Source organism: Rhodoferax sp. GW821-FHT07F03, assembly GCF_059418745.1.
This window is the reverse complement of sequence record NZ_JBWKQM010000013.1, coordinates 145,629-166,887: the sequence shown is the minus strand read 5'-3', so window position 1 is coordinate 166,887 and position 21,259 is coordinate 145,629. Positions and strand designations below refer to the sequence as shown.

20 protein-coding genes are annotated in these 21,259 nt (G+C 62.0%); 11 read left to right on the top strand and 9 right to left on the bottom strand.

The window, feature by feature from the left end; translation table 11 throughout:
• Positions 1-4 precede the first annotated feature (4 nt).
• Positions 5-898 carry a LysR family transcriptional regulator gene (locus AC07R0_RS20505; protein WP_495106220.1) on the bottom strand — a complete coding sequence of 298 codons (894 nt, stop codon included), beginning with the start codon at positions 896-898 and terminating at the stop codon, positions 5-7.
• On the opposite strand from AC07R0_RS20505, the gene AC07R0_RS20500 reads away from it, so the two are divergent.
• The 6 genes from AC07R0_RS20500 to AC07R0_RS20475 all read left to right on the top strand — a co-directional run bounded on the left by AC07R0_RS20500 (position 891) and on the right by AC07R0_RS20475 (position 8,342).
• On the top strand, positions 891-1,580 hold the full coding sequence (locus tag AC07R0_RS20500; RefSeq protein ID WP_495106219.1) for a GNAT family N-acetyltransferase: 690 nt from the start codon (positions 891-893) through the stop codon (positions 1,578-1,580). The genes AC07R0_RS20505 and AC07R0_RS20500 overlap by 8 nt on opposite strands.
• Before the next feature lie 119 nt (positions 1,581-1,699).
• The gene (locus tag AC07R0_RS20495; RefSeq protein ID WP_495075483.1) at positions 1,700-2,791 is read left to right on the top strand and encodes a branched-chain amino acid ABC transporter permease; all 1,092 of its coding nucleotides are present in this window, start codon (positions 1,700-1,702) and stop codon (positions 2,789-2,791) included.
• Between the two features lie 489 nt (positions 2,792-3,280).
• The gene (locus AC07R0_RS20490) at positions 3,281-3,913 is read left to right on the top strand and encodes a LemA family protein (RefSeq protein WP_495097400.1); all 633 of its coding nucleotides are present in this window, start codon (positions 3,281-3,283) and stop codon (positions 3,911-3,913) included.
• A complete protein-coding gene (locus AC07R0_RS20485; protein WP_495106218.1) occupies positions 3,910-4,773 on the top strand; it encodes a TPM domain-containing protein in 864 nt (287 codons plus the stop codon). The genes AC07R0_RS20490 and AC07R0_RS20485 overlap by 4 nt, the downstream gene beginning before the upstream one ends.
• A 2-nt stretch (positions 4,774-4,775) precedes the next feature.
• The gene (locus tag AC07R0_RS20480) at positions 4,776-5,276 is read left to right on the top strand and encodes a TPM domain-containing protein (RefSeq protein WP_495106217.1); all 501 of its coding nucleotides are present in this window, start codon (positions 4,776-4,778) and stop codon (positions 5,274-5,276) included.
• Between the two features lie 495 nt (positions 5,277-5,771).
• Entirely contained in the window at positions 5,772-8,342 is a 2,571-nt protein-coding gene (locus tag AC07R0_RS20475) for a PAS domain-containing protein (RefSeq protein WP_495106216.1), read from the top strand.
• 71 nt (positions 8,343-8,413) lie between these two features.
• On the opposite strand, the gene AC07R0_RS20470 is transcribed toward AC07R0_RS20475, so the two are convergent.
• The 5 genes from AC07R0_RS20470 to AC07R0_RS20450 all read right to left on the bottom strand — a co-directional run bounded on the left by AC07R0_RS20470 (position 8,414) and on the right by AC07R0_RS20450 (position 14,778).
• Positions 8,414-9,316: an SMP-30/gluconolactonase/LRE family protein gene (locus AC07R0_RS20470; RefSeq protein ID WP_495106215.1), complete on the bottom strand. Its 903-nt coding sequence runs from the start codon at positions 9,314-9,316 to the stop codon at positions 8,414-8,416.
• Positions 9,313-10,074 carry an SDR family NAD(P)-dependent oxidoreductase gene (locus AC07R0_RS20465; RefSeq protein ID WP_495097395.1) on the bottom strand — a complete coding sequence of 254 codons (762 nt, stop codon included), beginning with the start codon at positions 10,072-10,074 and terminating at the stop codon, positions 9,313-9,315. Before AC07R0_RS20465 ends, AC07R0_RS20470 begins: the two co-directional genes overlap by 4 nt.
• A gap of 41 nt (positions 10,075-10,115) precedes the next feature.
• Complete coding sequence (locus AC07R0_RS20460; RefSeq protein ID WP_495106214.1) at positions 10,116-12,272, bottom strand: alpha-galactosidase; 2,157 nt, start codon at positions 12,270-12,272, stop codon at positions 10,116-10,118.
• Between the two features lie 12 nt (positions 12,273-12,284).
• Complete coding sequence (locus tag AC07R0_RS20455; protein WP_495106213.1) at positions 12,285-14,015, bottom strand: IlvD/Edd family dehydratase; 1,731 nt, start codon at positions 14,013-14,015, stop codon at positions 12,285-12,287.
• A gap of 79 nt (positions 14,016-14,094) precedes the next feature.
• The gene (locus tag AC07R0_RS20450; RefSeq protein WP_495097392.1) at positions 14,095-14,778 is read right to left on the bottom strand and encodes a FadR/GntR family transcriptional regulator; all 684 of its coding nucleotides are present in this window, start codon (positions 14,776-14,778) and stop codon (positions 14,095-14,097) included.
• 157 nt (positions 14,779-14,935) lie between these two features.
• Here AC07R0_RS20450 and AC07R0_RS20445 point away from each other — a divergent pair, with 157 nt between their 5' ends.
• From AC07R0_RS20445 to AC07R0_RS20435, 3 genes are read left to right on the top strand one after another with little or no spacing between them, the layout of a single operon-like run.
• A complete protein-coding gene (locus tag AC07R0_RS20445) occupies positions 14,936-15,856 on the top strand; it encodes a 2-dehydro-3-deoxygalactonokinase (protein WP_495106212.1) in 921 nt (306 codons plus the stop codon).
• Between the two features lie 2 nt (positions 15,857-15,858).
• Positions 15,859-16,476 (top strand): 2-dehydro-3-deoxy-6-phosphogalactonate aldolase, encoded by a 618-nt coding sequence (locus AC07R0_RS20440; protein ID WP_495106211.1) that lies wholly within the window; start codon positions 15,859-15,861, stop codon positions 16,474-16,476.
• Between the two features lie 54 nt (positions 16,477-16,530).
• Complete coding sequence (locus AC07R0_RS20435; RefSeq protein ID WP_495075249.1) at positions 16,531-16,788, top strand: hypothetical protein; 258 nt, start codon at positions 16,531-16,533, stop codon at positions 16,786-16,788.
• Positions 16,789-16,807: 19 nt separating this feature from the next.
• Here the strand turns inward: AC07R0_RS20435 and AC07R0_RS20430 are convergent, their stop codons facing one another.
• Entirely contained in the window at positions 16,808-17,722 is a 915-nt protein-coding gene (locus tag AC07R0_RS20430; protein WP_495075248.1) for a LysR family transcriptional regulator, read from the bottom strand.
• A gap of 125 nt (positions 17,723-17,847) precedes the next feature.
• On the opposite strand from AC07R0_RS20430, the gene AC07R0_RS20425 reads away from it, so the two are divergent.
• Positions 17,848-18,696, top strand: a complete 849-nt coding sequence (locus AC07R0_RS20425) for a DODA-type extradiol aromatic ring-opening family dioxygenase (protein WP_495106210.1) — start codon at positions 17,848-17,850, stop codon at positions 18,694-18,696.
• 51 nt (positions 18,697-18,747) lie between these two features.
• Positions 18,748-19,650, top strand: a complete 903-nt coding sequence (locus AC07R0_RS20420; RefSeq protein WP_495106209.1) for an NADP-dependent oxidoreductase — start codon at positions 18,748-18,750, stop codon at positions 19,648-19,650.
• Positions 19,651-19,730: 80 nt separating this feature from the next.
• Here the strand turns inward: AC07R0_RS20420 and AC07R0_RS20415 are convergent, their stop codons facing one another.
• Positions 19,731-20,711: an ABC transporter substrate-binding protein gene (locus AC07R0_RS20415; RefSeq protein WP_495106208.1), complete on the bottom strand. Its 981-nt coding sequence runs from the start codon at positions 20,709-20,711 to the stop codon at positions 19,731-19,733.
• On the bottom strand, positions 20,708-21,235 hold the full coding sequence (locus AC07R0_RS20410) for an Mpo1 family 2-hydroxy fatty acid dioxygenase (RefSeq protein WP_495106207.1): 528 nt from the start codon (positions 21,233-21,235) through the stop codon (positions 20,708-20,710). Before AC07R0_RS20410 ends, AC07R0_RS20415 begins: the two co-directional genes overlap by 4 nt.
• Between the last annotated feature and the right edge of the window lie 24 nt (positions 21,236-21,259).

Genomic DNA, 21,259 nt, shown 5'->3' with positions numbered 1-21,259 from the left:
CCCTTTATCTTGGCGCCGATAGCTGCTGGTCCAAGTGATCGACGAATACGCGCACCTTGGGAGACAAATGCCGGCTCGACGGCCACAGCGCCCTGAACTGGCCGCCGCCACTGATCTGTTCGTCGAGCACGCTCTGAAGCCGGCCATCGGCGAGAGCCTCGCGAACAAGAAAATCCGGCATGCACGCGATACCCAGGCCGCGCACGGTGGCGCCAAAAATCGCCTCCATGTTGTTGCAGGCCAGCACTGTACGCAAGCGGGTCTCGGAGAAGGCCGTGGCATGCAACATCGGCCACTCCAGCAACTTCCCCGAATCCGGGTGGCGAAAGCGAATCGCGGCATGCCGCTCCAGGTCACGTGCAACCAGCGGCGTGCCATGGCGCTCCAGATAGGCACGCGACGCACACAACAGCAGCCGAAATGCACTGAGTGGCCGAGACACCAGGCGGGAATCGGGCAGATCGCCGCTGCGGATAGCCACATCAACGCCCTCATCGATCAGGTCTACGGTACGGTCGCTGAAATTGATATCGAGTTCCACCTCCGGGTAGCGGGCCAGAAAGTCCGGTATCACTGGCAACAGGAAGTGGTACCCGACGATTGGTGCGCTCACGCGCAGCCTGCCGCGTGGAGCTTCCCTCACATGCGAGAGCATCGCTTGCGCATCGTCGAGATCGTCGAGGATGCGGCGGCAGCGCTCGTGAAACAGTCGCCCCTCGTCGGTTAGCTGGATCCGCCGCGTACTGCGTTGCATCAATCGCACGCCTAACTGCTTCTCGAGTCGGGCAACCCCTTTACCGACTGCTGACGCCGATATTTCAAGCGCGCGACCCGCAGCGACGAAGCTGCCGAGATCAGCCGTCTTCACAAAGACCAGCAGACCATTGAGTTTGTCCATCTTCGTAGCTTGGGTTTATTACAGCCATTTCTTCCGTTATGAACGGAAGAAATGCTTCTTTTTGATTGATTCGATCCACTTTAACATTTGCAGATCATTTTCCGATCTCCACAACCACCGCAAGCGCATGCCAGAGCCACTATTCATTCTTGTAGATCCTGTCACGCACTACGACGCCTTCATGGGCCTTAATAGTGAATACATGTCCTGGGTCCACAGCGAAATGGAGCGATGGTTCGGAGTCGCTGCGCATGACGATGCTGGCACGACGGCCCCCGACCATGGCGCCTGCGTGATTCACCAGATTTGCGCAGAGCAAGCCCAGAAAGGCGTGTTCTATCTGATCATGGTGGACGACAGAGTTGCCGGGATGTGTGGCTTGCGTTTCGCTCGCAGTGGCGTAGCTGAGGTCAAGCGTATGTACGTTCGCCCGCAATACCGGGGCATGCACTTGGGGCAACAGGCGCTGCGACGCATCATTGCTGACGCATGCAGGCTGGGGTATGGCGGAATCTGTCTCGACACCGCTCCGTTCATGAAAACAGCGCACCGCCTATACGAGGCCCATGGCTTTGCCGACTGCCCTGCATACGAAGGTACCGAGGTCCCGCTGGAGTTTCGCGCCGGTTGGCGCTTCATGTACCGCCCCATCGCGAACACGCATGCAGGCTACCGGCCATGAAACCTTACCAGCCACTCCAGATGAGCCCCACGGCCATCCATATCGGTTTCGACGCGGGCGAAAAAGCACGGGTTCCAGACGGCGAAGCCAGAGTACCAAGGAGCGCACGGCCCAGCGAAATGCAAACCCGGCGGGCGCAAGGATCTCGGTATAGCAAACATGTGAAATGGCTATATACCCCGACACTCTTGCTGCTCCCCCTGGTATTGCAGTCCTTTGGCAACCACTGGGTTCGCATTGCCGACACCTGTCTTTTGTACATGATGCTGGCTCTGGGCATGAACATCGTGGTGGGTTTTGCCGGCCTGCTAGACCTCGGCTACGTGGCCTTTTATGCCCTGGGAGCCTACACATTCGCCCTTCTGGCTTCACCGCATCTGACCGAAAACTTTGCCTGGATCGCCACCATGTTCCCAGCCGGTCTGCATATGCCCTGGTGGGTGACCGTCCCGTTGAGTGTGGTACTGACCGCTTGCCTGGGGGTCTTGCTAGGTGCACCCACACTGAAGCTGCGTGGTGACTACCTGGCGATCGTTACGCTGGGTTTCGGGGAAATCGTGCGACTCTTGATTGTCAACATGGTCCATCCAACCAACATCACCAACGGCGCCAAAGGTGTAGGCCCTATTGATTCGATCCACATCTTTAGCCTGGATATGGGCAAGCCCTTGTTCGTCTTCGGCTACCAAATCGCCTCGGTAACCCTGCACTACTATCTCTTCCTGGCGCTGGCAGTGCTGACTGCGGCCCTATGCTATCGCGTGCAGGATTCACGTATTGGCCGAGCCTGGAAGGCCATTCGCGACGACGAAGTTGCCGCCGAGGCTATGGGCATCAACACCCGCAACATGAAACTGCTTGCTTTCGGCATAGGGGCTGGTTTTGGCGGCGTCGCTGGGGCCATGTTTGGCACATTCCTGGGTTTCATATCACCCGAAGCCTTCAGTCTGCAGGAGTCGGTCATGATCGTTGCCATGGTGGTGTTCGGCGGCATCGGCCACATTCCCGGTGTGATCCTGGGGGCCGTGCTCCTGACTGCTTTGCCAGAAGTGCTTCGCTACGTCACCGGCCCCCTTCAAACCATGACCGGTGGGCGGCTCGACGCGGGCATTCTTCGCCCCTTACTCATCGCGCTGACCATGATCATCACAATGCTGTTGCGTCCGCGCGGCCTATGGCCCTCGCCCGAACATGGCAAATCGCTGCAGTGAGTGCATTGCCGCGTTCTATGCATCCAACGAAGGTGCGTTCTAGCCAGCTGAACGACCAGCCCGGGCACAAAGCGTGACGCGAAACTGGCTTACTTGTAACGGTGTGAGGCGCAACTTACTTGCATTGACATAGATCAGTGTGCGAGCGCCATACAGTTCTAGACTCGAATCGCCTTGGAGAAAAATTCGACAGGGCAGTCATCGTGAAGTCATTCTTCCGCAGGCATGCAACACGCTGTACCGCTAACGAGGCGGTGCGTAGCCCCCTGGTATCAGACTGAAGCAACGCCAGACGAGGGGAAAGCGGACGCAAATAATGATGGATTGCTCTTCCGAAGAAACCATGCAACAAGAGGCCGGGCCACGGCCCATGAAACACGATACCGACCGCCCATTCTTTGCATTACCCAATACACCGTGGGATTGCTGGTAATGGCCAAAGGCGCTGCGGATAGCCTTGGCATTTCTCATTCATTTCAAAGGCAGATAATGCGCAAACTTCTCATCTTCATACTGTCCGTCGTGGCCCTTGGGCTATCGGGCTGTGGCTACAACACCTTCCAGAGCACGGACGAGCAAATCAAGGCCAGTTGGGCCGAGGTACTGAACCAATACCAGCGTCGGGCGGATCTGATCCCCAACTTGGTCAGCACCGTCAAGGGCGAAGCCACGTTTGAACAAGACACACTGGTCAAAGTGGTTGACGCGCGCGCGAAGGCCACCTCCATCCAGGCGTCTCCTGAGCTGGTCAACGACCCCGCTGCATTCCAGAAATTCCAGCAGGCACAAGGCGAATTGACAGGCGCCTTGTCGCGCTTGCTGGTGGTGTCGGAAAACTACCCCAATCTCAAAGCCAATCAGGCCTTCAGAGATTTGCAGGCGCAGTTGGAAGGAACCGAAAACCGCATCACAGTCGCACGCAACCGGTATATCAAAGCGGTGCAGGACTACAACGTAACGGTGCGCTCCTTCCCGTCGAACATCACGGCCATGGTGTTTGGTTACAAGGAAAAAGCCAACTTCACAGTGGAGAACGAAAAGGAAATCGCCAAACCTCCGGCCGTCAGTTTTGACAAGACACCGCCTGCGCCACTGGGTGCGGCATCCGGAGTTGCCAAATGACTTTCCATGGAGCGATACACCGCTGGTGCATAGCCGTCTGCTTAACACTTGCGTCGCTCGCTCCATGCATCGGACATGCACAGATCGCGGTACCGCCGTTGGCAGGGCATGTCACCGATCTAACCGGGACACTCACGCAGGAACAAAAGTCCGCACTCGAACAATCTTTGGCTGCCTTTGAAGCACGAAAAGGCACCCAGCTTGCCGTTCTACTGGTTCCCACGACACTGCCCGAAGCCGTTGAGCAATACGCCTTGCGCGTTGCCGAGCAATGGAAACTGGGACGCAAGAAGGTAGATGACGGTGTCATTCTGCTGGTGGCAAAAGACGACCGCACGGTGCGCATTGAAGTAGGTTATGGCCTGGAAGGCGCACTGTCGGACATCCTGAGCAAGCGCATCATCAGCGAAACCATACTGCCGCGTTTCAAGCAAGGAGATTTCTACGGTGGCGTGCAGGCCGGCACAGCGCGGATCATGCAGGTGGTGGACGGTGAGTCCTTACCCGCAGTCCAGGGCAGCAGCCCCAGAGGGGCCGACCAGAGCCTTAGGCAGTTCGTACCGTTCCTGTTCATTGTGGCATTGGGTGTCGGCGGCGTGCTGCGCAAGGTCCTCGGGAAGGTCGGTGGCTCCTTGGTCACTGGGGTGCTGGTGACCGGGCTTGCCTGGCTGGTCATTGGAACTTTGCTATACGCCATCCTCGCCGGGCTTGCGTCCATGTTTGTCACATTGATTGGTGCAGGGGCAGCGCTGCGTGGCGTTGGCGGCTACTCTGGCGGCGGTCAGGGCGGATTCGGTGGCGGTGGATTTCGGGGCGGCGGTGGCGGATTTGGCGGCGGCGGTGCATCGGGAAGGTGGTAGCCATGCAGATACAACGTTTCATGCGCCACCTGCTGTTTACCGATTGGCAGCTGCACCGAGCCTTCACGTCCGAAGACCTACGCGCTATAGAGCAGGAGATCCACCGCAGCGAACAACTGCATGGCGGGGAGATTCGGTTTGCCGTGGAGGGCGGGCTGGACGGCATGCGTCTGCTAAAAGGCCAATCTTCCCGCGAACGTGCCCTTGAAGTGTTTTCCCAACTACGGGTGTGGGACACCGAGCGCAACAACGGCGTTCTGATTTATGTATTACTCGCAGACCACGCGGTTGAAATCGTGGCCGACAGGGGCATCCATGCCAAAGCCGGCAATGCAAGCTGGAACGCTATCTGCCATGACATGGAAATGAACTTCTCAAAATCTGCGTTCCAAGAAGGCGCATTGCATGGAATCGCCGCCGTCGCAGGCGTTGTTGGTACCCACTTTCCATCCGGTGGTACACGTATCAACGAGCTTCCCAATGCCCCCGTGATACTGGGCTGACAGCTATTGCACGCGAGCCATGCCTAGCCGACTCTGATCATTCTGTATCGTTGGTGCTGTACACGGTTCAAGTACCCAATACAGCCGACAAGAAGACCACCAAGGCACCGTTCCTGGCGGTCTACAGGGCGACGGTGGAGCTGAACGCAGGCGGTTGCATCCGCTTCCACTCACCCTGACTGGCGGCCTCAAAGATAGCGACCCGGTCGCCCAACCGTTCGACTGCGCCTGTTGCACGGGCTGACAACGCTGGCCACCACACTTGCATCACTACAAAAAAAGTAGCGCCCAGCGCTTATAAAATCTGCGTCATAGCCATTTTTTGCATAAACGCCCACCAAAACACTGCCATCTGCGCGGCAACTTTCGCAAGAGCGTACGCTTCGCTTGCGGCTTTCACGTTTACCCCGAGTGGGGTATTGCCACCTCCCGGCGCCGAGTGCCCTAAGATTCAGTCCATCCGGTAAAGCTTTCAGAGCTAGGTAGAAAAAACACATGACTTCCGCCGCACCCCTGCCACGGGATGAAGACAAAAGGCTGAGCCGATTGCGTTCACTCCAGGTCCTGGACACCGGACCTGAGCCGATCTTTGATGCCCTGGCGCGCGTAGCCTCCTCGGTGTGCGGTGTACCCATTGCACTGATGAGCCTAGTGGACTCGGACCGGCAGTGGTTCAAATCCAATATCGGCATGGAAGGAGTTACGCAAACACCGCGCGACTCGGCCTTCTGCGCCCACGCCATCCTGCACGCCGAGTTGATGGAGATATCCGACGCAATGCGGGACCCGCGATTCATGGCCAACCCTCTGGTTACTGGACAGCCGCATATCCGTTTTTACGCTGGCGCTCCCATCGTCATGCCCGATGGAGAAAACATTGGCACTCTGTGCGTGATAGACCGGCAGGCACGCGTACTGACCAACGCACAACGTGCTGCGCTGACCGATCTGGCGCAGGTGGCCGCCCATTCTCTGCTGATGCGCAAGAATGCCCTGGACCTGGACCAGCTGAACGCACTCACCATACAACAGGCACAAGAGATCAGCGCTAAAGGCGCGCTGTACCACGCTATCGTGGAAGACCAGACGGATCTGATCTCGCTGGCGCTGCCCTCGGGCGAGCTGACTTTCGTCAACTCGGCATATGCCAAGCATTTTGGTGAGACACCCGCATCCATGACGGGACACAACCTGCTGGAGTACGTTGCCGAAAAAGACAAGGAATCGGTCGCAGCCCACTTGCGTGCCGTGTGCAGCAAACCAGGCACTGCGCAGGGCGAGAACCAGATGCGTTCGGCCTCGGGCAAGGAATGCTGGTTCGCCTGGTCCAACCGCGCCATCGGAAACGACCAAGGCCAGGTGATCGCACTGCATTCGGTGGGCCGCGACATTACCGAAAGAAAGCGCGCAGAGCTCGCGCTGAAGGCCAGCCAGGACAGCTTTCGCACCCTGTACGAGGCAACGCCGGCCATGCTGCACTCGATAGATGCACAGGGGCGCATCCTGTTCGTCAGCGACACCTGGCTGGCCAAACTGGGCTATACACGCCAGGAAGTGGTGGGCCGCGCGTCGGTGGAGTTCCTCTCTGCCGCATCGCGGGACTATGCGCGTACGGTAGTACTTCCAGAGTTCATGCAGTACGGCCGGTGTCACGACATCCCCTACCAGATGGTGTGCAAAGACGGTCGCACCATCGACGTGCTGCTGTCGGCCGTGCTGCAGCGCGACGCGCAGGGCCAGCCTGCGCATTCACTGGCCGTGATCCAGGACGTGACCGAAAAAAACGCCATCTCCCGGGCCTTGCGTACCAACGAGCAGCGCCTGCGGCTGATTGCGAACAATCTGCCGGTGCTGATCTCGCACATAGACACCGACTACCGCTATACCTTTACCAACGACAACTACCAGAAGTGGTTTTCGCTGCCCGGGGAAACGGCGGGCAAAACCATAGCCGAGGTATTTGGCGACGAGGTTTTCAAATACATACAGCCCCGTATCGCCGAGGCTCTGACGGGCAAGGATGTTTCGTTTGAGCTCAGGAACACACTCCCTCACGCGCCCTCCCACATGTTTGCGCACTACGTGCCTGACCGGGATGAAAGCGGCAAAGTCATAGGTGTTTTTGGCTTGGTGCTCGACCGTTCGGAGCAGCACCAGGCACAGACACGCATAGAAGCCAGCGAACGCCAGTTGCGGGCCGTGACAGACAACCTGCCGGCCTTCGTCGCCTATGTGGACACGCAGGAGCGCTACCGATTCATCAACAAGACCTACCGCGAGTGGCTGGGTTTAGAGCAGGACGCCATCCTGGGCCGGCCGGTTCAGGAGGTGCTTGGCCCCGAGCTCTACGCGCAGCGCCGGGAACCGCTGCGACGCGCACTACAGGGCGAACGTGCGGCGTTCGAAGTCTTTTCCGTGTTGGATGGCTCCGCGCGTGATCTGCAGACCATCTATGTACCGGACGTGTTGGCGGACGGAGAAATACTGGGTGCCTTCGTACTGGCCTCCGACGTCACGGAGCTCAAGCGCGTGGAGCAGGAGCTGCGCGACCTCTCGCGCACCGACACCCTCACCGGCCTGCCCAACCGACGCCAGTTTGGTGAAAATCTGGAACAGGCCCTGTCGCGTAGCCGCCGCACCGGCAGCCCCATGGCGCTAATGTTCCTGGACGTGGACCACTTCAAATCCATCAACGACTCGCTGGGACATGCCGCGGGCGACGTGGTGCTGTGCGAATTCGCCAAGCGCATACGCGCGGGCATCCGCATCACCGACGCGGCTGCACGGCTGGCCGGCGACGAATTTGTGGTCATCCTGGAAGATGTGAAAACGCTACCCGAGACGGAGGCCGTGGTGGCCAAATTGATTGAAGCCGTACGGCTTCCGATGCAGACCGAAGGCAGGGAAATTCTGGTCACCACCAGCATAGGCATTGCTTTTTTCCAGCCGGAAGGCCCGGCGGATGCACTGGGTGCCAGCGAGTTGCTGGCGCGTGCGGACCGAGCACTGTACCGCGCAAAAGCCGCCGGCCGGAACACCTTTGCAGTGGATGTCGGCACACCGTAGACACGCCCACATCACTATCAAATAAATAGCTACCAGCACAGATAGAACCTGCGCCAGCGGCTATTTTCTTATCAAACCACCGCACCCCAGGCGTGGGCCTGCAGCCCCCGCACACCGGTGCGCAGCGCAAAGGCCGAGCCGGCCAGGGGCTGCTGCGCCAGTTGCTCCGGCGTCAGGTCCACGCGGGCACTGGTGACCAGCATCAGATCCAACTCCGCACCACCAAACGCCACATTGGTGATCTGGCTGGCGGGCAGGTCGATGCGCAGCAGCTCCTCACCGGCCAAATTGAAACGGCGCAGGCAGCCGCCGCCCCACATGGCCACCCACACATGGCCTTCGGCGTCGAAGGTCATGCCATCGGGCTCGCCCTCTTCCATCGCAAAGCGCTTCCACAGCGTCTTGCTCTGCAACTGGCCATCGGCACCCAGGGTGTAGCGGTAGATGCTGCGCAGCAGGCTGTCCGTGTGCAGCATCACCGTGCCATCGGCCGAGATGGCTGGGCCGTTGGCAATGTGGATGTTGCGCTCTACCACCTCAATGCGGCCGTCCTGGTGCAGACAGGCCAGCTGGCCGCGCGCTTCTTGCGGATCGTCCGAGAACATCGAGCCGGCCCAGATGCGGCCGGCCGCGTCGGCCTTGGCGTCGTTCAGGCGCACGCCGGGCTGGTCGGGGTGCGGCGTGCCCAGGCGTTCGATGCGCAGCTCGGGCTCCAGCGTCAGGCGCACAAAACCAGAGCGGAAGCCGGCCACGAAACCCTGGCCATCGGCGCAGGGAATGATCCAGCCCACATGCTCGGGCATGGGCCAGCTGTAGCGCTGGTCGGTGCTGGGAGACCAGGCATGCACCGCCCGGCCCATGATGTCCACGAAGAAAAAGCGCCCGCTGGCCGCGTGCCACAGCGTGCCCTCGCCCAGCTGCAGGGTGGGCGTCCAGACGGGTGTGATCGTTTGGGGAGTGTCTGCCGTGCTCATGTCCACCCCGCGTCCACCACGAAGTCCTGGGCGGTGACCATGCTGCTGTCGTCGGCCGACAGGAACAAGGCCATGTTCGCCACGTCGGCACCTTTGATGCGGCCGGGCAGACACTGGTTGGCATCCAGCGCGCGTTCGCCTTCCTCATCGACCCACTGGGTGAGTTGCTTCTCGGTCATGATCCAGCCAGGGGTCAGGGTGTTGACGCGGATATTATCCGGCCCCAGGTCGCGCGCCAGGCTGCGCGTCAGGCCTACGGTGGCGGCCTTGCAGGTGGCGTACAGAGGGTAGCCCTTGCCCTTCATCATCCAGCTGATGGAGCCCAGATTCACAATGGCCCCGCCGCCGATGCGCCGCATGCCGGGCACCACGGCCTGGGCCGCAAATACGTGCGGACGTAGGTTGACGGCCACGCGCCAGTCGAAGTCTTCCACCGTCACGTCCATCAGGTCGTGGCGCTGGTCGTTGGCCACGTTGTTGATCAGCACATGGATGTCGCCATGCGCGGCCACGGCCTGGGCCAGTGCAGCCTGCAAGGCAGCCACATCGCTGGCCTCACTTTGCAAGAACAGCGGCGTGGGGCCGACCGCACTGGCAGCCGCCACCACTTTGGCTGCCGACTCGGCGTTGCGCCCGGTAAAAGCCACTTTGGCACCCTGGCGCGCAAAGGCCTCCACGATGTCGCCGCCAATGCCTGAGCTACCGCCGGTGACGAACACACTGCGGCCCTCCAGGCTGGGGTAGTTTGCGTATTTCAATCGATGTCTCCAGGTAAGGAAGAATGTAAAAAAACGGCCCGTCAGCCCTCTGATCCTGGCACGTGGGAGAAAGAATAAAGCAATGCCGATTCGGGCTGCATCACCGGCACCGGCAGGCCCATGCAGGCCAACTCGCTGCCGGCCACGCACACACCATCCGCCTGGCGCAACGCATCGCCCCAGGGGTCCAGCGCGTCGCCGCGTGCACGCGCCTGGCCGGCACTGGCCAGCAACTGCAGCTGCCATACGCCTGTGCCGGCCAAGGACGGCAGGCGCAGCGGCGGCTGGTAGGTGTAGTTGTGCGGCTGCAGAGTAAACACGCCCAGCACGGCACGGTCTGCGGCTTGTACCAACCACCAGACCAAACCATCCTCGGTGCGGCCCTGGTGGAACTGACCGCTGTGCAAGACCCCGCGCAGCGATTTGTACAAGGTGATCCAGCGGCTCAGCGTGGCGCGGTCGGCATCTGGCAGCTGGCGCACATCGGCCTCCACGCCCATATGGCCAAAGCAGGCCACGGCGCATCGGAAGTCCATGCTCTGGCTGCGGCCGGTGGCATGTGCCGGCGCCGGCCCTACATGGCTGCCCATCAGCTCCAGCGGAAACAGGCGCGCCGCCCCGCTCTGGATGGTGACGCGCGATACCGCGTCGTTGTTGTCACTGGTCCACAGGCGCTGGGTGTAGCGCAGCGCGCCCAGATCGGCACGGCCGCCACCCGAGGCGCAAGTTTCAATCTCCAGCTGCGGGTGGGCGGTGCGCAGGCGCTGCAGCAGCGCGTACCAGGCGGTAATCTGGCTGCGCATGGCGACCCGGCCGTCCAGGCCCACGGCCTGGGCGAAGGTGCGGTTCATGTCCCACTTCAGGTAGGCAATCGGGTACATGCGCAGCAAGGCATCCAGCTTGTCAAACAGGTACTGGCCCACCTCGGGCCGGGCGACATCCAGCACCAGCTGGTTGCGGCCCAGCACCAGGGCGCGACCGGCCACCTGCAGTGCCCAGTCGGGGTGGGCGCGGAAGAGCTCGCTGTCAGGGTTGACCATTTCGGGCTCGACCCACAGGCCGAACTCCATGCCCAGGCTGTGCACGTGGGCGATGAGCGGGCCCAGGCCTTCGGGGTATTTGGCCGGATCGGGCCACCAGTCGCCCAGGCCGGCGCGGTCGTCCTTGCGGGCGGGGAACCAACCGTCGTCCAGCACAAAGCGCTCCACGCCTACCGCAGCAGCGGCGCGGGCCAGGTCGAACAGTACGTCGGCCTGGTGGTTGAAATACACGGCCTCCCAGGTATTCAGGTGCACCGGGCGCGGGCGCATGCTGCCGCCGGCCCATTGCAACACCTGGCTGCGGGTGTAGCGCTGCAGGCGCGCGCTGGCGCCGTTCATGCCAGCATCGGACCAGCCCAGGTGCAGGGTGGGCGTTTGCAATGTGGCGCCCGGGGCCAGGACCACCTCGCCCGGCGCCAGCCATTCGCCGGCCTGCAGGCACAGGCGGCCGTCTTCGGCGCGGTCTAGTGCAAAGCGGTGGTTGCCGCTCCAGGCCAGCTGCGCGGCCACGGCCTCGCCCTGGTGGTCACCGGCGTCGTGCGCCAGCACGAACACCGCCGGCGGGGCCTCGTGCCCGCTGCGGCCGGTTCGGTTGTCGCGCTGCCAGCCGGCCATGGGCACGGGCTGGCGGGTCCATTGGAATTCATGCGACCACTGGCCGTGAAAGCTGCCCAACTCTTGCAGCACGGGCGGCAAGGCCACGCTGGCGCAGGCTAGGTGGTCCACCGTGAGATCGGCGGTGCCGGTATTGCGCAAAAGGCTGTGGATACTGAGCACGCCACTGCGTGTGCACAGCTGCAGGGTCACGTCCATCGCCAAGGCGGCCACGTCGTCTGCCAGCTGCAACACCAGCGTGTGGGGATCGGGTTGTTGAAAGCCGGTGGCGCGCAGGTCCTGCACGGCGTCCAGGCCGGCGCGGTGCGCACGCAGCGCGGGGGCACCGGGCTCGCCATTGCCCCAGCAGGGCAGCAGCGGCACACCGGCCAGGCGGTCCAGCGTACCGGGGGCCATGCGCAGCAAAGCGGTGGCGGGCCAGGCATCCAGCAATGGCGTCTGGCCCAGGGCCGCACCCCAGTAGCGCCATACGGGCATCTGGCCCACGGCGAACTCCAGCACCACCGCCACGCCGGCGGCCTGCATGCGCAATAACTGGCTCATCGCAAGCAGGACCTAATGTGAATCGCGCGGCACGGCGGAGCCACGGGTGCCCACCAGGAAGTCCATGTCGGCACCTTGGTCGGCCTGCAGCACATGGCGGTGGTACAGGCGCACATAACCCGACGCAGGCTCGGGTGGCGGCACCCAGGCGGCACGGCGGCGCGCCAATTCTTCGTCGCTCACATGCAGGTGCAGGCCACGACCGGCCACGTCCAACTCGATCTCGTCACCGTCCTGCACCAGGGCCAGCGTGCCGCCGGCGGCGGCTTCAGGCGCCACATGCAGCACCACCGTGCCGTAGGCCGTGCCGCTCATGCGGGCATCGGAGATGCGGACCATGTCGGTAATGCCTTTTTGCAGCAGCTTGGGCGGCAGGCCCATATTGCCGACCTCGGCCATGCCGGGGTAGCCCTTGGGGCCGCAGTTCTTCAGCACCATCACACAGTTTTCGTCGATGTCCAGGTCCGGGTCCATGATGCGTTCCTTGTAGTGTTCGATGTTCTCGAACACCACGGCCCGGCCCCGGTGCTGCAACAGCTTGGCTGTCGCGGCAGACGGCTTGATCACCGCGCCCTGTGGTGCCAGGTTGCCGCGCAGGATCGCCAGGCCGCCCTGCTCCACCAGGGGCTGGCTCAGCGGACGTATCACCTTGTCGTTGAAGCACTCGGCGTGCTCGACGTTTTGCGCCTGGGTGCGGTTGTTGACGGTGATGGCGTCGCCGTGCAGCAGGCCGGCCTCCAACAGGCGCTTCATCACCACCGGCAGGCCACCGGCGTAGTAGAAGTCTTCCATCAGGTATTCGCCCGACGGCATCAGGTTCACGATGGTCGGGATGTCGCGGCCCAGGCGGTCCCAGTCGTCCAGCGACAGCGGCACGCCCATGCGGCCGGCGATGGCGATCAGGTGGATAACCGCATTGGTCGAGCCGCCGATGGCGCCGCAGACACGGATGGCGTTTTCAAAGGCTTCGCGGGTCAGCACCTGCGACAAACGCATATCGCGCTCGACCATGTCAACGATCATGCGGCCAGAGCGCTGCGCGAGTTCCAGGCGGCGCGAATCGACGGCCGGAATCGCCGCATTGGTCGGCAGCGAAACACCCAGCGCCTCGACCATGCTGGCCATGGTGGAAGCCGTACCCATGGTCATGCAGACGCCGGCAGAGCGCGACATGCAGCTTTCGGCCTGCATGAACTGCGGCAGAGTCATCTTGCCGGCGTTCACCGCCTCGGAGAACTTCCACACATGGGTACCGGAACCAATAGCTTCGCCACGGTAATTGCCGTTCAGCATCGCGCCACCGGACACCACCAGGGTGGGCAGATCGACGCTGGCCGCACCCATCAAGGTGGCGGGCGTAGTCTTGTCGCAGCCGGCCAGCAGCACCACGCCGTCCAGCGGATGGGCACGGATGGCTTCTTCCACGTCCATGCTGGCCAGATTGCGGTACAGCATGGCGGTGGGGCGCATCAGGGTCTCGCCCAGCGAGGACACGGGGAATTCGACCGCAATGCCGCCGGCCTGCAGCACGCCGTGCTTCACGCGCTCGGCAATCTGGCGGAAATGCTGGTTGCAGGGCGTGAGTTCGCTCCAGGTGTTGCAGATACCGATGACCGGGCGGCCATCAAAGCTGTCGTCCGGCAGGCCTTCGCTTTTCATCCAGCTGCGGTGGATGAAGTTGTCCTTGCTGGTGCCGCCAAACCAATGCTGGGAACGGCGTTTTTTGGGGGATTCGGTGGTCATGGCGGCCTTAAACGGAGCAAATCGGGTTGTTCAAATAAATCATACAAATAAAGCCGAAACTAAAACCTAGTGGATACCCTTAAACCGGGGCCACGTCGTCCAGCATATTGGCCTGCTGCATCAGCTCGCGGGTGTCGGACAGCATCACCGCCATGCGGTGCAAGGCACGCTGCGGGTCACTGTCGCGGATGGCGTCCAGCACCTTGCGGTGGTCGGGCAAAGCATCGTTGAAACCGCCGGCCTGGCGCGCAGTGATGCTGAGCAGCGACTCCAGCGCGCTACTGGTAATGGCTACCAGCGGCACCAGCAGAGGGTTGTTGGTGGCCTGCAACACCGCGTTATGGAAAGACAGGTCGGCCGTCACCCATTCGCCCACGTTGCGCGCGTCTTCCATGGCCTTGAAGGCCTGCTCCATGTCGGCCAGCTGTTCGGGGCTACGGCTACGCGCCGCCAAGGCCGCCGCAGCGGGCTCGATGATTTCGCGCAGCTCCAGCAGATGGCGGTAGAACTGCGCGTCCGGCCCGGTGGCGCAACGCCAGGCCAGCACGTCCGGGTCCAACATATTCCAGCCCACACGGGGCCGCACCCAGGTACCCACACGGGGCCGCGACTCCAGCAAGCCCTTGGCGGCCAGCACCTTGATGGCCTCGCGCAGCGCTGTGCGACTCACATCCAGGCTACGGCACAGCAGCTCCTCATTGGGCAGCAAAGCGCCCACCGCATAGGTGCCGCCCACGACCGCATGACCCAAAGTTTTAACCACCTGCCCATGCCGATGGCGCCCCGCATACGTGGCCGCAAAAGTGTGTGTGGCAGTTGCCGTCATCGCATAACCCCCCGCTAAATGGTGCTGCACCTGTTCCCTACCAACCAGATCCGCAGCATAATAAATCATACAATCTAAAACAGAGACACATCCTATGACAACTACCAACCCCACCTGGATAGGCGTGGACTGGGGCACTACCCATCGCCGCGGCTACGCAATCAACCCCGAAGGCAGGTGCATAGCCGAAGCCGACGACGACCAGGGCGCGCTGGCCGCGCGTGGCCGCTATCCCGACGCACTGGCTGCCCTGCTCCCTCCTTTGCTCCCGCAGCCAGATGCCGACACCCGCGTCGTCATGTCCGGCATGGTGGGCAGCGCCTTTGGCTGGCAGGAAGCCCCCTATCTGGGCCCGGAGGTTGCACTCGAAGAACTACCCCAGCACCTGGTAGCCGTGGCCGGCCAGACAGCGCGTTACATCGTGCCCGGCTACTGCGTGCGTAACGCCCAGGGCCAGCCCGATGTGATGCGCGGCGAAGAAACCCAGCTGCTGGGCGCTGTGGCCATGGGCCTGCGCAACGGCTGGTTTGTGCTGCCCGGCACACACAGCAAATGGGTGCAGCTGCGGGATGGCCGCATTGAGCAACTGCGCACCTATATGACGGGCGAGCTGTTCGCCCTGCTGTCGCAGCACGGCACGCTGGCCGCAGCTGCCCAGCCTGCAGGCGCCGAACCTCTTTGGAGCCAGGCCGCCTTTGCCGATGGCGTGGCCGCAGGCGGGCCGGGCGCGCTGGCGCACCAGCTGTTTGCCTGCCGCGCCCGCGTGGTTACCGGCACTATGCCGGCCAGCCAGGCCCAGGCCTATTTGAGCGGCCTGCTGATTGGCAGCGAACTGCAAGACGTGCTGCGCGACCTGGGCAGCCATAGCAGCGCGGAATTCCACTTGATAGGTTCGTTCGCCCTGGCCCAGGCCTACCAGGTCGCAGCCACCCAGTTGGGCTGCAGCCTGCGGGTGCTGTCGCCGCGCGAGGTGATCCTGAGCGGCTTCCACCACATCCAAACCCACGGAGCTTGACCATGCACGCACCCCACCCACCCCTGGTCGCCATCCTGCGCGGCCTGGATACCGCCTCGGCCGAAGACGTTGGCCAGGCCTTGTTCGATGCAGGTTTCCGCATTCTGGAAGTGCCGCTGAACCGCCCGGGCGCGCTGGAATGCATACGCCTCCTGTCGGCCATCGCACCCAGCGACGCGCTGGTCGGCGCCGGCACAGTGCTGCGCACCGCCGACGTGGATGCGGTCAAGGCTGCCGGCGGCAAGCTCATCGTCTCGCCCAACTGCAACCCCACGGTGATCAGCCACAGCGTGGCTTCTGGCCTGTACAGTGCCCCGGGCATCGCCACCCCCAGCGAAGCCTTTGCCGCGCTGGAAGCCGGTGCGCATGCACTGAAGATATTTCCCGCCGAGCAGGTCGGCACGGCCGGCCTGAAGGCCCTGTTGTCAGTGCTGCCCAGCGGCACACCGATCTGGCCCGTGGGCGGCATCACGCCCGAGAGCATGGCGGCCTGGGTCAAGGTCGGTGCCACGGGCTTCGGCATTGGCGGCCAGCTGTATGCGCCAGGCACGCCGGCCGAGCAGGTGCGCACACGGGCCGCCGGCTTTGTGGCGGCATGGAAGGCCTGCCAGCCTGGATGAGCCCATGAGACGCTGGGTTTACGATCGGCGCTCCTAGACATCCGCAAGACGCATATGAACGACGACATCGCGCGTGCCCTGCACGCACTCATCCAAGCCCAGGCCGGGCAAATCCGGGCCATGCAGGTCATCAACGACGTGCTGATCACCACCCTGGGCCGGGCATCGCCCGAGCTGCTGGACGCACTGAGCGAAGGCCTGGGCACCATCACGCACTGGGGCGCTGAAAACCTGGAAGAAGGCAGCCTGGACAGCTACCACGCCATGATGGGCAATGCAGCACGCCTCATCGAGACGCTGCAGGACAGCTGAGCGCAGCTCGCAGAGCGGGTCAAGGCGCGCTTTGCACTTCCGGGCAAAGATCAGGCTGAGCAGAAAGAAAATCTATGAAAGTACGCACCTTGGCAGAAAGATATTTTCGGCTGGGGTAGACGGCGTAGAGCGTTGCACTGAAACTCACTTTGTCCGGTAGCACCAACTCCAGCCGTCCTTCAGCGATATCTGCCTGGATCATCACGGCAGGCAGAAAGACCAGGCCCATGCCTTCCAGCGAAGCCATATGCAGCATGGCCTCATTCTCGCTTCTCATCACGGGCCGAAACTTCAGTATTTCCGCGCCATCCGGGCCGCCGACAGTCCAGATACCATTGGGGTTGATGCCGCTGTACTGCAACAGCGAATGGCCATTGAGATCGGCCAGCTTCTCCGGCCGGCCAGTGCGTGCCAAATAAGCCGGCGCGCCAACGATATGAAAAACAACTTTTGTTAGTGGACGAGCGATAAGGCCAGGATCCAGCCTCTCCGGTGCCGTTACGCGCAGGGCGAGGTCGAAGCCCTCGTCCACGAGGTTTACGATCCGGCCACTGAAATCCATGTCGAGACACACCTCGGGACAGCGTTGGTGGTATTGGGCAACCAAGCGCGCAACCAAGCTGTTCGCAAGCCACACCGGCGCACTCAACTTGAGCGTCCCCCGCGGCGTCACCGTGACGTTGCTGACGGCGGCTTCCACCTCATCCAGTCCATCCAGCATTTGCCGGGCCTGGTCGAAATAAAGCACGCCACTTTCCGTCACGCTGACGTGGCGGCTGGTTCGATTGAGCAGCCGGGTGCCCAGCCGGCTCTCCAGGTGCATGACATGTTTGCTAGCCATCGCTGGCGAAAGGCCCAGACGCTCTGCTGCACCCGTAAAGCTTTTGAGCTCCGCCACCGCGCAAAAAACCCGCAAGCTCGTTAACGTGTCCATTGATCATCAACCTACAGGAAATAGTTCTTCAATATAAAGCCTATAGATCAATTATTACGAAACGCTAAGCTAAACGATCAAGAAATGCATCCGATTTCTCCCCTCCGATCCACACAGAAATACCCATGAGCACCCCTCGTCTCCCAACCTATTTCATCAGCCACGGCGGAGGCCCCTGGCCGTATCTGACGGGTGAATTCCGTCGCAACTTCGACAAACTTGAAAATTCACTGAAGAAAATGAGAAGCGAGCTTCAGGAGTTGCCCAAGGCCATCCTGGTTATATCGGGCCACTGGGAGAGCGAAGGCATCTCTATTTCGTCTGGCGCGAAACCGGGCATGGTCTACGACTATTACGGCTTTCCCGAATACCTGTACCACATCCAATATGGCGCACCCGGCTCGCCAGCGCTGGCCAAACGGATACATGAACTCTTGCGTTCAAATGACATCCGGTCACAACTGGACCCCACACGCGGCCTCGACCACGGCACCTTCAGCATCATGAAGCCACTCTATCCGGGTGAAGACATTCCAGTGGTTCAACTGTCACTGGATGCAGGGCTCGACCCCATGCTACACATCGCAGTCGGCCGGGCTCTTGCACCATTGCGGGATGAAGGGGTGCTGATCATCGGCAGCGGACTCAGCTATCACAACCTGCAAGAAATTCGCGGCACCAGCGGACGCGAAGCATCGCGGAAATTCGACAGCTGGCTTCAGCAAACACTGGTTCACGCATCTCCGGAAGCACGCGTAGAACAACTGCAGGAGTGGCAAAAGGCCCCTTCTGCGCAGGCGGCACATCCACGTGAGGACCATCTCATTCCACTGATGGTGGTCGTGGGAGCCGCCGAGAGCGAACCAGGAGCCGTGACATACCACCAGGACGACCTTTTTGGCGCAATAACCGCGTCAAGCTTTCGCTTCGGTCTTGCACCGGGAGCCAGTCCGTCTGCTGGCGAAATGCAGTAATCCCCGCCATCCAACACCGCCCCCATCGGCACAACCTCAAGGAGTTAACACATGAAAGCTGCTCTTCTCAAAGCCTATGGCGATATCGACCAGTTCGTGATCGATGAAATACCGACGCCCAAACCGCAAGCCGGCGAAGTCCTCATCAAGATCGAAGCGTCTGCGATCAATCCATTTGATCTCATCCTCCGCCAGGGTTACATGGCCCACCTCATTCCCCTGCAACTTCCCGCTGTCTTGGGCGGAGACGCGGCAGGAACCATTGCAGCACTGGGTTCAGGCGTGACCGGGCTGGCCGTGGGTGACAGGGTGGTAGCCGACTTTCCGGCCAATGGCAAGGGCGCCCATGCGGAATACGGTGTACTGCCGGTCTCGTCCGTTGCGAAGCTCCCGGCCAACCTGACTTTCGAGCAGGGCGCATCCTTGGTCAAAGCGGGACTCACCGGCCGGCAAACAGTGGATGCTCTGGGCGTCAAGTCGGGCGACCGCGTCCTGGTTTCTGGTGCACTCGGCATGGTTGGCCGCGCAGCAATCCAGTATCTACAGGAGATCGGCGCAAAACCAGTGGCAGGGGTGCGGCCCGAAAGGCTTTCCGATGCACGTGCGCTGACCGGCGAGGCTATCGATATCACCCAAACACCCACCGCGGCAATGTTCGAATTTGCCATCAGCACCGCACCTGCAGCTGCCGGAAATCTGATTGGCCATGTACGAAATGGCGGCCAGGTTGCCAGCATTGTTCCCATCCCCGAAGGGGCCAATTCCCACAATCGCGTCACTATCCACGAGATCTATCACCGCAGCGATGCACATACGCTGGATGCCGTGCTCAAAGCCGCGTCCGAGGGCAGGTTGAGCATCCCAATTGCCAAGACCTTGTCACTGAGTGACATTGGCGCAGCCCAAAACGCCATCGCCAGCGGGGTACAGGGGAAAATCGTGCTGAAGCACTAAGAACGTGTTCAAAGTCCTAGAAGACCGCATCTATCGCGTTCGATCTCTGCCATGGGCAGCCCAGATCAGCATTGCCCCACCTAGCGCCCCAGCTGCACGGCGTCAGGCGCCACCTTGCGCAGCAGGGCCGGATCGACCACGTTGAGCAGGGTGTCCGGCCGGGGCTGCACCCGCATCTCGCGGATGGCCCAGCGGGCCTGACTGTCCATGGTGTCTATCAGCGAGAAATCCAGCCCGAGGCGGAAGTCATGCTCACGCATCTGGGCTGCCGCCTGGGCCGGGGTCACGCCCAGGCGGGCCACCAGCACCTGCTGCGCCTTCAGGGGCTGCTCGGCAATGAAGCGCTCGGCCTGCTGCAAGGCGCGCAGCAGTTTCAGCAGATCCGCCTCCCGGGTCTTGATAAGCGCGCGGCTGGTGATCAAGCCAAACTGCTGGCTGTACAGCCCCGGGTTTTCAAACAGCACACCATCCGAGCCCAGGGCAGCGGCCGCATTGCTGGCCACCGGTTCCCAGATCGCAGCCGCATCAATCTCGCCGCGCTGCAATGCGGCGGCAATGCGGCCCGGCTCCATGGAAATGATGGTGCTGTCTCGCCCGCGTGGGTTATCGAGAGCCAGCCAGCGGCCCAGAAAATACGCGGCCGAGCTGCCCTGCACCGTGCCCACGCGCTTGCCGGCGACCTGTGACGGCGCCGTAATACCCGCGCTACGCCGGGCCACGATCTTGATCTGCGACGACGACGCACTGATGGAGGCGATGAATGCCAGGTCCTGGCGGGTGAAGCTGTTCAACGTGGCGATCAACTCGGCGGCGGTAGCCAGCTGCACGGTCCCCTCGGCCATCAACTTGTAGCAATCGCGGCCACTGCTGCAGCTGCGGGTGGACAGGCTCAGGCCTTCGCGTTCAAAGTAGCCATTCGCCTGCGCCACATAAATCGGCAGGGACACCGGGCCGTCGGATACCCCCAGGCTCAGAGTCTGCGCAGCTGCGCCAGCCACCAGGCCGCAACAGGCGGCCAGCGCCAGCACCCATGTCCGCATCCAGAATCTGATCTTGGTCAACTTGCGTCCTTGTCCTCGATAAGCAATGCATCCGCGCCCGCCGCAGCCGCCAGCGCGCTGCGCAGACCGGGGCGAAATCCCAGCCAAAACAGTACCTCGGCCACCACAAAGAGCGGCCCTATGGCCAGCCCCATCAAATCGTCCACAAACGCAGGCTTACGGCCCTCAATCAGGTGGCCCACCCCTTGCAGCACCCAGCCCACAACGAATCCCCCCAGGCCCATGGCCAGCCAAGTCGGCGTGGGCAGGGCCGCGCTCCAAGCCCCGAACCACACGGCCAATCCCAGCAGCAGCGCCATCAGCAAGCCCAAACCAAGGTCCAGCCAAAGGTAGTAGGCCGTAGCACACACCGCCACGGCCAGCGCGGGTGTGAACGCCCAGCCCATGGCAAAGATCGAAGGGCGTGACAACAGTACCGCAGTCGCCACAACAATCAGCGGAATGCCCACGCAATGGATCAGGACATTGCGCGGATGCCGGTGGTATGCGGCATAGGCGGACAACTGCTCTACCAGATTTCGCATCGCTCGCTCCTGCACTTCAAAATT

Bases quoted from the DNA above. Each gene is read 5' to 3' on its own strand.
- AC07R0_RS20505 (WP_495106220.1), bottom strand. From the start codon at position 898: ATGGACAAACTCAATGGTCTGCTGGTCTTTGTGAAGACGGCTGATCTC.
- AC07R0_RS20495 (WP_495075483.1), top strand. From the start codon at position 1,700: ATGCAAACCCGGCGGGCGCAAGGATCTCGGTATAGCAAACATGTGAAA.
- AC07R0_RS20490 (WP_495097400.1), top strand. From the start codon at position 3,281: ATGCGCAAACTTCTCATCTTCATACTGTCCGTCGTGGCCCTTGGGCTA.
- AC07R0_RS20485 (WP_495106218.1), top strand. From the start codon at position 3,910: ATGACTTTCCATGGAGCGATACACCGCTGGTGCATAGCCGTCTGCTTA.
- AC07R0_RS20480 (WP_495106217.1), top strand. From the start codon at position 4,776: ATGCAGATACAACGTTTCATGCGCCACCTGCTGTTTACCGATTGGCAG.
- AC07R0_RS20475 (WP_495106216.1), top strand. From the start codon at position 5,772: ATGACTTCCGCCGCACCCCTGCCACGGGATGAAGACAAAAGGCTGAGC.
- AC07R0_RS20470 (WP_495106215.1), bottom strand. From the start codon at position 9,316: ATGAGCACGGCAGACACTCCCCAAACGATCACACCCGTCTGGACGCCC.
- AC07R0_RS20460 (WP_495106214.1), bottom strand. From the start codon at position 12,272: ATGAGCCAGTTATTGCGCATGCAGGCCGCCGGCGTGGCGGTGGTGCTG.
- AC07R0_RS20455 (WP_495106213.1), bottom strand. From the start codon at position 14,015: ATGACCACCGAATCCCCCAAAAAACGCCGTTCCCAGCATTGGTTTGGC.
- AC07R0_RS20445 (WP_495106212.1), top strand. From the start codon at position 14,936: ATGACAACTACCAACCCCACCTGGATAGGCGTGGACTGGGGCACTACC.
- AC07R0_RS20440 (WP_495106211.1), top strand. From the start codon at position 15,859: ATGCACGCACCCCACCCACCCCTGGTCGCCATCCTGCGCGGCCTGGAT.
- AC07R0_RS20435 (WP_495075249.1), top strand. From the start codon at position 16,531: ATGAACGACGACATCGCGCGTGCCCTGCACGCACTCATCCAAGCCCAG.
- AC07R0_RS20430 (WP_495075248.1), bottom strand. From the start codon at position 17,722: ATGGACACGTTAACGAGCTTGCGGGTTTTTTGCGCGGTGGCGGAGCTC.
- AC07R0_RS20425 (WP_495106210.1), top strand. From the start codon at position 17,848: ATGAGCACCCCTCGTCTCCCAACCTATTTCATCAGCCACGGCGGAGGC.
- AC07R0_RS20420 (WP_495106209.1), top strand. From the start codon at position 18,748: ATGAAAGCTGCTCTTCTCAAAGCCTATGGCGATATCGACCAGTTCGTG.
- AC07R0_RS20410 (WP_495106207.1), bottom strand. From the start codon at position 21,235: ATGCGAAATCTGGTAGAGCAGTTGTCCGCCTATGCCGCATACCACCGG.